The following is a 14,088-nucleotide window of genomic DNA, read 5'->3' as shown; positions in this document are numbered from 1 at the left end:
GCGGGCAGTGGCGGGCGGGGTCGTACGATCGCAGCCATGAGCGGGCACGTGACGGGGGCGACTGCGGCGCTTGCCGACAGGTTGCCGAGCTGGGTGACGCTGCTGCGCGCGCCGAATCCAGGCCCGATGACCCTCGACGGCACCAACACCTGGCTGCTGCGCGCGGCGCCGGGCGAACCGGCGGTGGTCGTCGACCCCGGGCCGGCCGACGAGGGGCACCTGACCGCGATCGCCGCACACGGCCCGATCGGGCTGATCCTGATCACGCACGGCCACGCCGACCACACCGAGGGCGCCTCCCGGCTCAGCGAGCTGCTGGGCGGGGTGCACGTCCTCGCCGTCGACCCGGCGCACACCATCGGCGGTGAGCCGCTCACCGAACCGGCCGAGCACCTCGGCGGCTTCGGCCTGGACATCCGACTGCTGGACACCCCGGGGCACACCGCCGACTCGGTCTGCTTCCTGGTGGAGCACGGCGACGAGCGGGCGGTGCTCACCGGTGACACCATCCTCGGCCGTGGCACCACAGTGGTGGCCCACCCCGACGGGCACCTCGGCGACTACCTGAGCAGCCTGGAGCTGCTGTCCGCGTACTCCGGAGTCCCGGCGCTGCCCGGCCACGGCCCGGCGCTTGCCGACTGCGCCGCGGCCGCCACCTTCTACCTCGCCCACCGCCGGGCGCGGCTCGACCAGGTCCGGGCGGCGGTCGCCGCCGGGGCGCGGACACCCTCGGCCGTGGTCGCGGCCGTCTATGCCGACGTGGACCGCTCGCTCTGGTGGGCGGCGGAATGGTCGGTCCGTGCCCAGTTGGAGTATCTGGGCGTCGACACCGGGGAATCTGCGCCGGGGGTCAGTGGGTTGGAGCACATGTGACCTGCCCGGTGTGCGGAACCGTTGCCGTCCCCGGTGCCCGGTTCTGCCACAACTGCGGTGCCGCGCTGCCGGCCGCCGCCACGTTGCCGGCGGCCGAGCGCCGGGTCGTCACCGTGCTCTTCGGGGACCTCTCCGAATTCACCTCCTGGTCGGAGGATCTCGACCCGGAACGGGTCGGCGCCGTCACCGACCGGGTGCTCGCGGCCCTGGCCGGCGCGGTGAAGACCTTCGGCGGGCACGTCGACAAGCTGACCGGTGACGGGATCATGGCGGTCTTCGGGGCGCCGGTGGCGCACGAGGACGACGCCGAACGGGCCGTCCGGGCCGCCCTGTCCATGCAACGGGCCGTCCGCCGGGTGCTCGACGACGAGCGGGGCGGCGGCGCCCCACTCGGCCTGCGGGTCGGCCTGAACACCGGCGACGTGATCGCGGGCATCCAGGCCGCCATCGAGTACACGGTCATCGGCGACACGGTGAACACCGCCGCCCGGCTGGCCGACGCCGCCGCCGTCGGCGCGGTCTACGCGGGCGGCCGGACCGCCGCTGCCACCCGGCACGTCGCCTCCTGGCGGGCGCTGCGCCCGCTGCGGCTCAAGGGCAAGCGTGAGCCGGTCGAGGCGTACGAGTTGCTGGGCCTGCTGGACGCGCCGGGCACCCGCTCGGGTCTCGGCGACGAGGCGCCCTACGTGGGCCGGGAGACCGAGATCGGCCGGGTCGCCGGTCGACTCGCCGAGGTGATCGACCAGGGTGACCCGCGGGTGCTGCTGATGACCGCCGAGGCGGGCATCGGCAAGTCCCGGTTCGCCGCCGAGGTCGAGCGCCTCGCCGCCGGGTACGACGTGGGCGCCGGCCGGTACGCCGCGCACACAGGCGCTCGCGTGCTCTCGGTGCGCTGCGCCGCCTTCGGCGAGCGGCGCCGGCTCGCGCCGTTGGCCGACCTGGTCCGTGCCGCGGTCGGCCTGCCCAGCGACGCGGCGACAGCGCTGACCCGGCCGGCCGTGGACGAGCGGCTGCGCCGGCTCGGTCAGCGTCTCGCCCGATCTGCCGGCGAGACACCCCCGATCGCCACCGACCAACTGCTCGCCCTGCTCGGCTACGCCGAACTGCCCGTGCACGCCGGCACCGACAACGGCGAGTGGGCCAGCGCGGCCGCCCCGCCCGCCGATGCCGAGGCGGTGCCGAACGCCGTCGCCGACCTGCTCAGCGGCCTCGCCTCGGAGGCGCCGCTGGTGATCGTGGTGGACGACCTGCACGACGCCACCCCCGAGACCATCCGCGCGCTCGGGCTTACCCTGTCCCGACTCACCGGCCCGGTGCTCGTGCTGCTGCTCGGCCGTCCCGAGCTGGTCCGCACCGCCGGGACGCTCACCCGCGTCGCGGACGCCGAGGTGCACTCCCTGCCGCCGCTGCGGGGCGCCGACGCCGCCCGGCTGCTCACCAGCTACCTCGGCGGCGGGAAGCTGCCGCCGGCCGACGCGGACCGGCTGCTCGCCACCGCCCAGGGCAACCCGTTCTACTTGGCCGAGCTTGTCACCCTGCTTATCGAACGCGGCGCGCTGACTGCGGAGCGGCAGGCATCCGCCGACCGCGACCCGAGCACGCCCGCCGGCTGGCGCCTCGTGCCCGGTTCCCTGGGCAGTCGGCTGCTCTCCCGGGACCTCGCGGCCGTCCTCGCCGCCCGCATCGACGCGTTGCCGCCGGACGCCCGTTCCGTCCTGCGGGACGCGGCGGTGGTCGGCGACACCGTGCCGACCGGCGCGCTGGAGGCGTTGCGCGAGCAGCGGGCCGGCCGCGACGGGAGGCCCTCGGCGGTGGTCGCCGTGGAGTTCGACCGGGCCGTCGAGGAACTGCTGCAACGCCGCATGCTGCACCGCACCCGCGCCGGTTACGCGTTCGCCACGCCGCTCATGCGGGAGGCCGCGTACGCCGGGGTGAGCAAGGCGGAACTGGCCGACCGGCACGCCGCGCTGGCCCGTTGGGCGGCGCCCGTCGACGGGGCCACGGCCGTCGCCGTGGGCGGGTTCACCGAGGAGGCACGCGACGACTTCGTCGCCACGCACGTCCAGCGGGCCGCCACGCTCGCCGACGCGGTGAAACTGCGACCGGACGCGCCGGCCCGCGCCGTCGTCCCGCTCGGGATCGCCGCGCTCGGCCGGGCCGCCCGCCGGTCACTGTCCGCCGGGGAGCCCACGCTCGCCATCGAGTACGCCGAACGCGCCAGCGAGCTGTCCCGCGACGGGATACCGGCGATCGACCGGGTGGTGCACGCCCGCGCGCTGCTGCAGATCGGTCGGGTCGTCGATGCGCTCGCCTTCGCCGAGAAGATCGCCGCGAACGCCGGGGACGACGCCACCCGGGCCAGCGCCCTGCTGCTCGCCGGCCAGGCCCAGCAGACGCTCGGCGACCAGGGGCGGGCGGAGGCCGCCTGGCAGGAGGCGTTACAGGTGGCCAAGGCCGGCGGGCTGCCCACGCTGCGCGCGTCCGCCATGCGTCGGCTCGGCATGGGCGACTTCGTGGCCGGTCGGCTCAGCCAGGCGAGCAGCCGGCTGGCCGCCGCCTACCAGGTCAGCCTCAGCGCGCAGGATCGGCGTGGGCAGGCCTGGTCGCTGCAGAACCTGGCCTGGGTGACCACCACCCGGGGTGACTTCGCCGGCACCGATGCGGTTCTCGGCCGGGCCGCCCGGCTCTTCGCCGAACTGAAGGACCCGTACGGGCGAGCCTGGCTGCGGGGCACCACCGCGTTCGCCCGGCTGCTCGCCGGCCGGCTGCGGGAGGCGTGCCGGATGGCGCAGGTCTTCCTGCCCTTCGGCGAGCGGGTCGGCGAGGCGTGGGCGGTGGGCACGCTGCGTGCGGTCGCGGCGTTCGCCACCGCCGAGCTGGGCGAGTTGGCCGAGGCGGACCGGGAGGCCCGTCGGGCGTACCGCGAGTTCGCCGCCGCGTCCGACGACTGGGGGCGCGGTTTCGCGCTTGTCGTCCGGGCCGTCGTGGCGCGTGGGCTGGGCGAGCCCGAGCACGCGGCCGACCTGCTCAGCGACGCCCTGGTGTACGCCGAGCAGACCTCACACCCGCTGCTCACCGGAATGGCCGGCACGCTGCGCGGGTTCGTGGCGCTGGAACTGGGCGACCACGAGACCGCCGAGCGGGCCGCCCGAGCGGTGCTGACGACAGTCGAACCGCACAACCCGCAGGCGCCGGCGCAGGTCGCGCCCCGGGTGCTGCTGGCCACCGCCCGGCTGGCCGCAGGTGACCCGGCGACCGCGGTCGGGCTGCTCGCCCCGGTGGCGACAGCCGCCGCCCACGCGCCCTCGCTGCTCTTCTCCCGCCGACAGACCATGGCCCGGTACGCGTCGGCGCTGCTCGCCCACGGCCAGCGGGAGCAGGCGCTGGACTGGGCCCGACGGGCGGTCACCGCGCCCGCCGAGGACGTGCGCAGTCAGGTGATCGCGGCGAGCGTGCTCGCCGAGGCGCTGGCGGCCTGCGGCCACCAGGCAGAGGCGCTCGCCTGCGCCGACGAGGCGGTCCGCCTCGCGTACGCCACCGAACAGCGCAGCGAACGAGCAGCAGCCAAAAAACTCCAAGCAAGCCTGAAAACCCCCTAAACCCCCACTCCTTCTCGCCGGTGATCAAGAGGTTCGGGTCATCGGAAGCCCGCTTCCTGACCCAAACCTCTTGATCACCGGAGGGGTGGGGGTGGGGGTGGGTGGTTTTGGCGGTTCTGGGGATGTGGTGGTCGGGGTGAGGGGCTAGCGTGTCACCACCGCGCGTGGTCCACAGTGGTGACCGTCGCCGTGCCTGGGGAGGCCATCATGAAGCTGCCGCGTTCCGTCGCGGGCTGGACCATCGCGGTCTTCGGCGTACTGGCGCTGGTGATGGGCGCGCTCGGTCTGCTCTGGCCGGAGGCGCAGCTACGCCTGCTCGGGTTCGAGGTGCCGACCACGCGTGGCGCTGGTGACTACACGGGCACGTTCCTGCTGGCGTCCTCGATGGCGTCGTTCAACATGGGCGTCTATTACCTGCTCGCCACGGTCACCGAGTGGCGGGTGTTCTACCGGTTCACGGTGGTCTTCCGGCTGGTCACGTTCACGGTGTTCAGCATCGCCGTGCTTGCCGACATCGCCCCCGACCGGTTCTTCGGCGTGGCGGCCTGGGAGGGGCTGGGCGCACTGGCGACCGCGATCGGCCTGCGTGTGGACGCCCGCCGGGGCGCGCCGGCCGCCGCCGACACCGCTGCCGCGTCCCCCGGCCCTGCCGCGTCGGCCGATGCCGCCAAGTCTCCCGCGCCCGCCGCCACGTCGGCCGGCGCCTCCGCCGCCACGTCTCCCGCGCCCGCCGCCGCCACGTCCGCCGGTCCCCGTCGCTCTGCGTCGGCCGATGCCGGCTCCTCCACGTCTGCCGAGGCCGGCGGATCGGGAGGCACCGGAGAGGCGCCCGGCGCGGCCGGTGCCGCTCCGGCGGACGCGGCGCGCTGAGCCGCCGGCCGGGTTGGGTATTTTCGAGCGGTGACCGACACCCCGACCGGCGGCTTGCCGGTGCCGATCGTGCCCGGTCTGACCGATTTACGGGTCTTTGCCCGCGGCGGCTATGCCACTGTCTACCAGGCCACCCAGATCTCGGTCGGCCGAGAGGTCGCCGTCAAGGTGGAGAACCGCACGCTGGACAGCGAGCGCGACCAGGCCCGGTTCCTGCGCGAGGCGCGGGCCGCCGGACGGATGTCGTCGCACCCGCACGTGGTGGATCTCTTCGACGTCGGCGTCACAGTCGACCAGCACCCATACCTGATCATGGAACTCTGTGACGGGTCGTACGCCGAGCGGATGCGCAGCTCGCCACTCGGCCCGGTAGAGACCCGCGATCTCGGCATCAAGATCGCGGACGCGTTGGCGCACTCGCACGGGGCCGGGGTGCTGCACCGCGACGTGAAGCCCGCGAACATCCTCTACTCGCACTTCAACTCGGCGGTGCTTGCCGACTTCGGGCTCGCCGTACTGGCCGAGGCGCGGGACGCCTCGGTCACCCTGGAGGTGCTCACCCCGGCGTACGCGCCGCCGGAGATGTTCAGCCACAGCCCTCCGTCGCCGGCCGTCGACGTGTACGCGCTCTGCGCCACCCTCTACGCGGTGATGCACGGTCGGCCGCCCCGGTGGCAGTCCGAGCGCAACCCCAGCCTGGTGACCGTGCTGGAGATGTTCAACCAGCCGCTTCCCGGCCTGCCGGGCGTACCGGACGAGTTGATCGACGTGCTGCGCCTCGGCATGGCCAACGACCCGGCCGAGCGGCCCTCCGCCCTCGAACTGCACGACCTGCTCGCCAACCTGCCGTTCGGATCGCCGGCCGCCCCGGTGAGCGGCGTCCCGACCGGCGGCACCCCGACCAGCGGTGCCCCGGTCGGTGGCAAACCGGTAAGTGGCTCTCCGGTCAGTGGTGGCCCGAGCCGGTCCGGCCTGTACGGCACCGGCCAGCCGGGGCCCCGCCCCCCGGTCGAGGACACCCGCCCCAGCGTCCCCGGCGGTCGGCGCTGGCGGCGGCGCTGGTTCCTCGGCGGTGCCGGGGTGCTGGCGCTCGCCGCGTCGGCCACCACAGGCGCCTGGCTGGCGAGCAGTGGCCCACCGCCGGACCCGTCCCCCTCGGTGACCCAGGTCGCGGCGCCGGCAACCGGGCCGCTGCCCGGCTGCGCGTCCGGCGCCGGCGCGCCGACCGCGCTGCCCAGCGGCGCCCGTTGCCTGCCCGAGCTGGAGTGCTTCGGCCCGGTGCGCATCCGCGGCGCCCGCGCCGAGGCGGCACGGGTCCCCTGCGACGGCAGGCACACCTGGGAGACGTACGCCGAGGGCATCCTCCCGGTGCCGCTCGTCGGCGCGGACTACGACGAGGTGATCGCCGCCGAGCCGGTACGGCAGGTGTGCAGCGCCACGACGTTCCGCGTGACCACGGAGATCACCGAGCCGGTCGGCTGGCACCTGGAGGTGTTGCCGCCGGTGGACGGCAACGTCGACCGGGTCTACCGGTGCCTGGCGGGGCGGGGCGTCGACGCGCTCACCGCGCCCACTCTCACCGGTCGCTGAACCCGCCGCGCGCCCGTCCCCGGTCACGCACCGCACGCAACGCGTCCCGGCTGTCCAGGGCGTCGAGCGTGTCCGCGTCGATCCCGTACGGCAGCAGGTCCGGCGGCGCGGTGGCGTGCGGTTGGTCCGTCGGCTCCGGTTCGGCACGCTGGCGGGCGGCGGACACGGCGACCGCGGCGACCATGGCCAGCAGCACGCAGAGCAGTCCGAGAACCACACCGAGAAGGTCCTGCCGGCGTAGAACGACAAGCAGGGCCAGCAGCGCGACGGCTCCCGGCGCGGCGACCGCCGCCACCATCCGCGCATCGATCCTGGACAGTCGATTCACCCCTCCAGCATGTCGCGGCCGGGCCCGCTGTCAACCGGAGAGGCGATCCGCCACGCCGATCGGCGTTGATCGAACTGACCAGCCCAGCTGACCGGTGGGCGCGCACACACAGTGGACCGAACTCGCTACTCTCGGTGTTCCGCAGGCTGCTCCGTCAGCGAGGTTGCCCATGAACGTACGTAGTTCCCAGTCCCGGCTCCGCTCGGTCGCGACGACGCTTGCGGTCGCGCTCACCCTCACCCTGGCCGCCGCCGCAGGCTGTGACAGTCGGAAGGAGCCGGACCTGCAGTCGGTGCAGGAGAAGATGCGCGAGTCGCACATCTACGGGCAGTCGAAGCTGCGCATCGGCGTCGCCACCAACGAGCCGTTGATGGGTGACCTCCGCAACGGCGAGCACGTCGGCTTCGACGTCGAGATCGGTCGGTACATCGCCGCTTCCCTCGGCTACGAGGGCGAGCAGCAGTTGGAGTTCGTGTCGGCGGCCACCGAGGACCGGATCCCGTACCTGCAGGGCGGCACTGTGGACCTGGTGGTGTCCAGCTTCTCGATGACTGAGGAGCGCAAGAAGCTTGTCAGCTTCGCCGGCCCGTACTTCGTCACCACCCAGGAGGTGCTGGTGCCGGTCCGGCTCAAGGACAAGATCCGCACGATCGAGGACCTGCGCGACCCGGCCTACAAGGTCTGCACCACAGGCGGCTCCACCACCGAGGGTGAGCTGGAGAAGCGCCAGGTCAAGGCGCTTGTGGTGAAGGACGTCTGGGACTGCGTGACAGGCATCCGGGCCGGCCGGTACGACGCCGTCAGCTCGGACGAGACGATCCTCGCGGGCTTCCTGGCCACGTACCCCAAGGAGTTCGAGATCGTCGACCTGCCCTTCGGCACGAGCGAGCTGTTGGGGATCGGCGTGCCGATCGGCGATCCGGCACTGCGTGACCTGGTCGCCTACTTCCTGCAGAAGAGCTACCAGCAGGGCCGCGACGGGCAGGCCAGCCCGTGGCTCACGGCGTACAACCGGACCCTGGGCCCGTGGCTGCGCGTCGAGAAGAACCAGCCCCAGCCCCTGGAGGTGCCGAAGCTTGTCGACTTCGACGACAAGGCGCCCCGGAGGTGAGCGCGGCGCCGACCGCCACCGGTGACGCGAGCGCCGACGGCGCGGTCCCGCCGCCCCGGGCGTCCGTGCCGACCGACCACGTCGAGGTGGACGCCGCCGGGTGGCCGACCGGGGTGCCGCGCGCCGAACCCGCCGAGCCGGTCGCCGACGTCGAGCGGATGCCGGTGCGCTGGGATCCGGCCGAGCGGCGGGCGCGGGCCAGCCAGTCGTTCTGGACTGCGGTCGTGGGCGTACCGGCGATCTTCTCGGTGCTGCGACTCGGCGTGGAGGCGGGCGGGGAACTCCAGACCACGCTGCTGCTGGTCGCCAATGTCGGCCCGGTCAACCTGCTCGCCGGGTTCCTGACCACCGCGGCCCGGCTGCTCTCCACCGGGCTGGTCGCCGTCTTCGCGCTCGGCGCGGTGCTGGCCGTGAGCGTGGACCGGTTGCCGCCGGGCACTCTCCGCCGCCCGCTGTTCGCCCGTTGGGCGGACCTCACCCCGGCCTGGGTCGTGGCGGCGAGCTTCCTGCTCGCCCTGCTCACCTGGCCGCTGCTCTACCTGCCGCTACTGCTGCCGGCGTTCGCTGCCGCGTTCCAGCTCCGTCCGGACCGGCTGCACGAGTGGGTCCTCCCCCGGTTGTTGGCGATCGCCGCGCTGCTCGCCGGGTACGGCTGGCTGCTGCTGCCGACCCTGCGCGACGCGGGTGCGCAGGGCGAGCTTCTGGTCCTGGCACTCCTCGTGGTGCCTCCGGTGCTGGCGCTCTTCATCGCCGGGCCGCTGCCCGACGTGGTGATCCGACCGCTGGCGTCGCTGACCCAGGTGGCGGTGCTGGCCATGCTGGTCTGGGCCGCGCTGCCGGTGATCAGCACCCCAGTGCTCCCGCTCACCGTCACCACTGTGGGCGCCGAGAACGGCCCGACCGAGGACGTCCGAGGGCACGTGGTGACCACCGACGACGTCAACATGGTGATCCTGCAGGAGCGGGGTGGGGTCCGGTACGTGCCCGTCGACCTCGTCCGCGCCCAGGTGCTCTGCCCGAGCGAGGAGGAGTTGCCCCGGCACCGGCTGCGGATCCACGACTTCCACATCGAGGACTCGCTGCTGGAGGGGATGGGTCGCCGCGTCCGACCCGTACACCGCATCGACGCCGCCTGCCGAATTCCCCACTGATCCCGCGAGGTGATCGGTCCGATCAGTGCGCTCGGCGTGCCGTCGCGTCGGCGGCGTCGGCCAACTCGTCGGCGACCTCCGGGTTGGTCGAGTTGATGGCGGCGGTCCACAGCACGTCGGTGGGCGTCGCGCCGGCCAGCCAGAGCCGCATCGACTCCTGGGCCCCGTCGGGCAGGGGACCCAGGTATGGCCAGTTCTGGACGACCGTCGCCAGGTGTCGGGCGGTGTGCTCGCCCGGAATGGCCGCGAACTGGGCCAGGTACGGCCCGAGGTCGATCTCCAGCCCGGCGACCGCCTCCAGCAGGCTCCAGGCCGAGGTGGTGGACGGGAACTCCGCGAGGATCCGCTGCCACCAGCCGAGGAGGAACCGCTCGACGGCCTCCCGCTCGGCGGCCGGCCAGCCGTGCCACTGGTCCCGCATCCGCCCGGTGACGGCCTCCGGCGGCAGGTACGAGAGCTCGCCACCGGCGGCCGCCTCGAGCAGCCGGGGCAGCAGGTGCGGCACCTCGGTCCCGTCTCCCCAGGTGCCCCGGTTGCCCAGGTAGTCATCGAGTTGGTCGGTGGTCAGCTTCCGCAGCGGGGTATGGACGAAGCGGGCCAGGTCCGCCGGCTCCACGCAGTGCGGGCAGGCCTCCATGTCGCCGGGCATCGGGTGGTGGGCGAAGGCTGAGTAGAGCGCGTCCACAAGCGGATCCAGCTCGACGTCGTTGCGCACCCGCTCAGTATTTCCGACGAGGCGCTCGGACGGTGGCACGCATATACAGCCCAACTGTGTGCGCTGTGGCAATGGCGAAGGCTTCCCTGCACGAATCGACCTATCTGATCCTCACCGCGCTCGTCGAGGCCCCACGGCACGGATGTGCCGTCCTCGACGAGGTCCGCCGGATCTCCGACGGACGCGTCGACCTGCGCGCCGGGACCCTCTACGCGGCGCTGGACCGGCTGCGTACCGAGGGCCTCATCGACGTTGAGCGCGACTGCGCCTGCTCGCGCTCGTCGTCCCGGTGGGCGTCACGCTGCTGCTCACGCGGGTGGGTCTCGGAACCACCGGGACGTACCTCGAACGGTCCAGTCACGACTGTGTGCTCGGCGCGCTCACCTGGGCGCAGTGGTCGACGTTGGTGCTGGCGCCCGTGTTGCTCTTCGCGGTGGCCGTGGCGATCCTGCACCACCGCGAGCGTCCGGACGCCGGCGTAGCCAGGGCGCGGACCGCGGGTGGTCGACTCGGTCTTCTTGATGTCGGGGCATCGATGAGCCTCAGACGCCCGAGGATCACAGAAACCGAGTCGATCACCCCCCGGAACAGGCCGGGTCAGTAGGACTTGTCCTGGCCGAGGACGTGTTGGGCGACGAAGTTGAGGATCATCTCCCGGCTGACCGGGGCGATCCGGCCGGCCCGGACCGCGCCGAGCAGGGTCGCCACCCCGTACTCGGTGGTCATGCCCGCCCCGCCGAGGGCCTGCACGGCGGTGTCCACGGCGAGCGCGGCGGCCTCCCCGGCCGCGTACTTGGCCATGTTGCCGGCCACCCCGGCCTCCAGGTCACGGCCGGCGTCGTACAGGGTGGCCGCCTTCTGGATCATGAGGCGGGCCAGCTCCACCTGCACCGCCGCGTGTGCCAGCGGATGGGACACGCCCTGGTGCGAACCGATGCTGCGGCCACCCCACACCTTGCGGGTGGCGGTGTACTCGCTGGCCCGCTCGATGGCGTACCGGCCGGTGCCGGCGCCCATCGCTGCCACCGTGATGCGCTCCGGGTTGAGCCCGGCGAAGAGCGCCGGCAGCCCGGCGTCCAGCGACTCGCCGAGCAGCGCGTCGGCGGGCACCCGCACGTCGTCCAGGTAGAGCAGGAACTGGTTCTCCGGAGACACGATCTCCATGTCCAGCTTGGACCGGGTCAGCCCGGCCGCGTCGGTCGGCACCAGGAACAGCGCCGGCTTGAGCTTTCCGGAGGACGAGTCTTCGGTACGGGCCACCACCAGCACGTGACCGGCCTCGTCGACCCCGGAGATGTAGCACTTGCGGCCGTTCAGCAGCCAGTCGTCGCCGTCGCGGCGGGCCACCGTGCCGAGCCTGTGGAAGTTCGAACCGGCCTCCGGCTCGGTGATCGCGAAGACGATCTTCGCCGAGCCGTCCGCGAGACCGGGCAGGTGCCGTTTGCGCTGCTCCTCGGTGCCGTGCCGGGCGAGCACGGTCGCCGCGATGGCGGGGGAGACCACAAGCAGCAGCAGCGGGCACCCCGCCGCCGCCAGCTCCTCGCAGACGATGGCCAGCTCGGTGATGCCGCCGCCCCCGCCGCCGTACTCGATGGGGATGTTCACCCCCAGATAGCCGAGCCTTCCCGCCTCCGCCCACAGCTCGGTGGTGTGCTCACCGGCCTTCGCCTTCTCGACGAAGTAGCCGTGGCCGTACCGGCGGCCGAGCGCCCGCACGGCGTCGCGCAACTGGTCCTGCTCGGGGGTGAGGTCGAAGGTCATCGGGGGTCCTCCTCGGGGTTCGACGGCGTCAGGTCGCCGGCTGCGGGGGCGCCGTCGATGACGGCCAGCACCGCGCCCGTCCGCACCTGGCCACCGGCCGGCACCGGCAGCTCGGTGACCACGCCGTCGGTCGGGGCCAGCACCTGATGTTCCAGCTTCATCGCTTCAAGCGTGAGCAGCGGATCGCCGGCCGTGACCCGCTTGCCGACCTGGACGTGCACCCGGGTCACCGCGCCGGGCAGCGGCGCGAGCAGCGACCCGGCCGCCACCGCCGCGGTGGGCAGCGGGAGACGCGGCAGCTCGACGAGGCTCGCCGCCCCGTCCGGGCCGTCCACGAAGATCTCCGACCCCGCCCGATGTACACGAAACGCCTGCCGTACCCCGTCGACGTCGAGCACCACCCGGGCCGGGGCGGCGTCAACGAGCGCGACAGCCGACCGCTCGTTCTCAGGGTCGGCGTTGCCAGGGTCGGCGTTGCCAGGGTCGGCGGTGCTGCGGTCTGCGGCCTCGGGGCCGGCGGTGCTGCGGTCGACCGACCACTCGGCGAGCCCACCCGTGCGGTCCAGTCGGTAGCGGACCTCGATCTCGCCGCCCGGGCCGCTGAAGCGGCTGACCTGCGCGACGGCCGGCACGTTGCGCCACCCCGACGGCAGCCCGGCCAGCACCCGGGCGTCGGCGCGACGCGCGGCGGCCGAGGCGAGCGCCGCCGCGAGGGCGGCACGCGGGAGCCGGTCGGCGGGAAGCAGGGGCGCGATCACCTCCGGATGCCGCTCGAGGAAACCGGTGTCGATCCGTACCGCACCGAACTCCGGGCTGCGCAGCACCCGGACCAGCAGGTCCCGGTTGGTGGTGACGCCGTGGATCTCGGCGCGGGCCAACGCGCCGGCGAGGGCCCGCGCGGCCTCGGCGCGGGTCGGCGCCCAGGCGACCACCTTGGCAAGCATCGAGTCGTAGTGCACCCCGACAGTCGAGCCGTCCACCACGCCGGAGTCGAGCCGCAGCCCCTTCGTGGGCGCGAATCTGCCCGCCGCGCCTGGGATGGCGAACCGGTGCAGGGCGCCGGTGGCCGGGCGGAAACCCTGGGCCGGGTCCTCGGCGCAGAGGCGAACCTCGATCGCGTGGCCGTCCACCGGCGGGGTGGCCCCCAGCGGCAGCGGCTCCCCCTCGGCGACGAGCAGTTGCCACCGGACCAGGTCCAGCCCGGTGACCGCCTCGGTGACCGGGTGCTCGACCTGGAGACGGGTGTTCATCTCCAGGAAGAAGAACTCCCCGGTCGGCGCGAGCAGGAACTCCACAGTGCCCGCGCCGACGTAGTCGACGGCACGGCCGGCCGCCACCGCCGCCTCGTGCAGGCGGGCTCGCAGCTCCGGATCGATGACCGCCGGTGTCTCCTCGACGATCTTCTGGTGCCGCCGCTGGATCGAGCAGTCCCGCTCGCCGAGAGCAGCCACCGTCCCGTGGGTGTCGCCGAAGATCTGCACCTCGACGTGCCGGCCGCGCTCGACGTACCGCTCGATGAAGACAGTGCCGTCGCCGAACGCGGCAGCCGCCTCGCGGCGCGCGGAGGCGACGGCCTCGGAGAGCCCGGCGGCGTCCCGGACGACCCGCATGCCCCGTCCGCCGCCACCGGCGGACGCCTTCACCAGCACCGGGAATTCCCTGACGTCGTCGGTGTCGGTCCAACTCGGCAGCATCGGCACGCCCGCCTCGGCGAGCAGAGCCTTCGCCGCGAGCTTGTCGCCCATCGCGGCGATCACCTTGGCCGGTGGCCCGACCCAGGTCAGCCCGGCGTCGGTCACCGCCGCCGCGAACTCGGCGTTCTCGGCGAGGAAGCCGTAACCCGGGTGGACGGCGTCCGCCCCGCTGCGGCGGGCCGCGTCCAGGATCCTCTCGACCCGCAGGTACGTCTCGGCAGGCGTGTCACCTGGCAACCGCACCGCCTGGTCGGCCTCGGCCACGAACGGCGCGTCGGCGTCCGCGTCGGAGTGCACGGCGACGGTCTGCACGCCCATCGCGCGGCAGGTGGCGAAGACCCGGCGGGCGATCTCGCCCCGGTTGGCCACGAGCAGTCTGTTGATCATGAGTGGCCC

Annotated in this window: 10 protein-coding genes and 1 pseudogene; 7 read left to right on the top strand and 4 right to left on the bottom strand. The window is 73.5% G+C overall.

What is annotated here, in order from left to right; translation table 11 throughout:
• Positions 1 to 36 precede the first annotated feature (36 nt).
• The 4 genes and pseudogenes from OOJ91_RS19830 to OOJ91_RS19815 all read left to right on the top strand — a co-directional run bounded on the left by OOJ91_RS19830 (position 37) and on the right by OOJ91_RS19815 (position 6,932).
• Positions 37 to 873, top strand: coding sequence for an MBL fold metallo-hydrolase (locus OOJ91_RS19830; RefSeq protein ID WP_266247010.1), 837 nt, complete (start codon positions 37 to 39; stop codon positions 871 to 873).
• On the top strand, positions 870 to 4,472 hold the full coding sequence (locus OOJ91_RS19825; protein WP_266247009.1) for an adenylate/guanylate cyclase domain-containing protein: 3,603 nt from the start codon (positions 870 to 872) through the stop codon (positions 4,470 to 4,472). The genes OOJ91_RS19830 and OOJ91_RS19825 overlap by 4 nt, the downstream gene beginning before the upstream one ends.
• Positions 4,473 to 4,679: 207 nt before the next feature.
• Positions 4,680 to 5,144 (top strand): annotated as a pseudogene (locus OOJ91_RS19820) (hypothetical protein); the annotation flags it as partial.
• A 228-nt stretch (positions 5,145 to 5,372) separates the two neighbouring features.
• Positions 5,373 to 6,932, top strand: coding sequence for a serine/threonine-protein kinase (locus OOJ91_RS19815; protein WP_266247007.1), 1,560 nt, complete (start codon positions 5,373 to 5,375; stop codon positions 6,930 to 6,932).
• Here OOJ91_RS19815 and OOJ91_RS19810 read toward each other — a convergent pair.
• On the bottom strand, positions 6,919 to 7,260 hold the full coding sequence (locus tag OOJ91_RS19810; RefSeq protein ID WP_266247006.1) for a hypothetical protein: 342 nt from the start codon (positions 7,258 to 7,260) through the stop codon (positions 6,919 to 6,921). The genes OOJ91_RS19815 and OOJ91_RS19810 overlap by 14 nt on opposite strands.
• Before the next feature lie 169 nt (positions 7,261 to 7,429).
• Here OOJ91_RS19810 and OOJ91_RS19805 point away from each other — a divergent pair, with 169 nt between their 5' ends.
• On the top strand, positions 7,430 to 8,371 hold the full coding sequence (locus OOJ91_RS19805) for a transporter substrate-binding domain-containing protein (RefSeq protein ID WP_266247004.1): 942 nt from the start codon (positions 7,430 to 7,432) through the stop codon (positions 8,369 to 8,371).
• Positions 8,368 to 9,522: a hypothetical protein gene (locus tag OOJ91_RS19800; RefSeq protein WP_266247003.1), complete on the top strand. Its 1,155-nt coding sequence runs from the start codon at positions 8,368 to 8,370 to the stop codon at positions 9,520 to 9,522. The genes OOJ91_RS19805 and OOJ91_RS19800 overlap by 4 nt, the downstream gene beginning before the upstream one ends.
• A 22-nt stretch (positions 9,523 to 9,544) precedes the next feature.
• Here the strand turns inward: OOJ91_RS19800 and OOJ91_RS19795 are convergent, their stop codons facing one another.
• The gene (locus OOJ91_RS19795) at positions 9,545 to 10,237 is read right to left on the bottom strand and encodes a hypothetical protein (RefSeq protein ID WP_266247002.1); all 693 of its coding nucleotides are present in this window, start codon (positions 10,235 to 10,237) and stop codon (positions 9,545 to 9,547) included.
• Between the two features lie 71 nt (positions 10,238 to 10,308).
• Here OOJ91_RS19795 and OOJ91_RS19790 point away from each other — a divergent pair, with 71 nt between their 5' ends.
• The gene (locus OOJ91_RS19790) at positions 10,309 to 10,719 is read left to right on the top strand and encodes a PadR family transcriptional regulator (protein WP_266247001.1); all 411 of its coding nucleotides are present in this window, start codon (positions 10,309 to 10,311) and stop codon (positions 10,717 to 10,719) included.
• A gap of 115 nt (positions 10,720 to 10,834) precedes the next feature.
• Here the strand turns inward: OOJ91_RS19790 and OOJ91_RS19785 are convergent, their stop codons facing one another.
• Entirely contained in the window at positions 10,835 to 11,998 is a 1,164-nt protein-coding gene (locus OOJ91_RS19785) for an acyl-CoA dehydrogenase family protein (RefSeq protein ID WP_266247000.1), read from the bottom strand.
• Complete coding sequence (locus tag OOJ91_RS19780) at positions 11,995 to 14,079, bottom strand: ATP-binding protein (protein WP_266246998.1); 2,085 nt, start codon at positions 14,077 to 14,079, stop codon at positions 11,995 to 11,997. The genes OOJ91_RS19785 and OOJ91_RS19780 overlap by 4 nt, the downstream gene beginning before the upstream one ends.
• Positions 14,080 to 14,088 lie beyond the last annotated feature (9 nt).

It is taken from the genome of Micromonospora lupini, from assembly GCF_026342015.1.
In the GTDB taxonomy this organism is placed as follows: domain Bacteria; phylum Actinomycetota; class Actinomycetes; order Mycobacteriales; family Micromonosporaceae; genus Micromonospora; species Micromonospora lupini_B.
The sequence above is the reverse complement of the archived record's forward strand: the minus strand, read 5'-3'. Positions and strand labels throughout refer to the sequence as shown.